Below are 603 nucleotides of genomic sequence, written 5' to 3' on the forward strand. Positions count from 1 at the left end.
CACCACGGAAACCACCCTCGCGGCGCTCACCGCCGCGGAAGCCACCCTCACGCGGCGCGCCGTCACGGTCGCCGCCACGGAAACCACCTTCACGACGGTCACCGCCACGGAAGCCACCCTCACGGGGCGCGCCATCACGGTCGCCACCGCGGAAACCACCCTCACGGCGGTCACCGCCACGGAAGCCCTGGTCGCGGTCACCGCCACGGGAACCACCGGGGCGGAAGCCGCCTTCGCGCCGGTCGCCGCCTCGGGCGCCGTCACGGTCTCCGGAGTACCCGCGCGCACCACCACGGTTGTCCTGGCCGCCTCGGTACGGCGGCCGGTCGCGGTCGTCCCGCCGCGGGGCTCGGTCTCGCCCACCCGGCCCGTCGGTGCGGTCCTCGTTACGACGGGGGCGGTCGCCGCCCTGCGGTCCTGAACTCACGGGGTACATCCTTCCTGATTGCGCCAGCTGTGGCGCTACGCAGTCGAGGGCCGACCCGGATGGGGCGGCCCTCGACTGGAAGATTGTCCGGCGGTGTCCTACTCTCCCACACCCTCCCGAGTGCAGTACCATCGGCGCTGGAGGGCTTAGCTTCCGGGTTCGGAATGTGACCGGGC

Annotated in this window: 1 protein-coding gene and 1 rRNA gene; one reads left to right on the forward strand and one right to left on the reverse strand. The window is 72.8% G+C overall.

Translation table 11 applies throughout. From position 1 onward, the window contains the following. Nucleotides 1-421 (forward strand): hypothetical protein (locus AB0C04_RS31190; protein ID WP_357061766.1); only part of this gene is annotated, 421 nt, incomplete at its 5' end. A gap of 91 nt (nucleotides 422-512) precedes the next feature. On the opposite strand, the gene rrf is transcribed toward AB0C04_RS31190, so the two are convergent. Continuing rightward, nucleotides 513-603: ribosomal RNA gene (rrf, locus tag AB0C04_RS31195) — 5S ribosomal RNA — on the reverse strand; the annotation flags it as partial.

Origin of the sequence: Micromonospora sp. NPDC048909, from assembly GCF_040649635.1 — a bacterium.
Taxonomy (GTDB): Bacteria; Actinomycetota; Actinomycetes; order Mycobacteriales; family Micromonosporaceae; genus Micromonospora.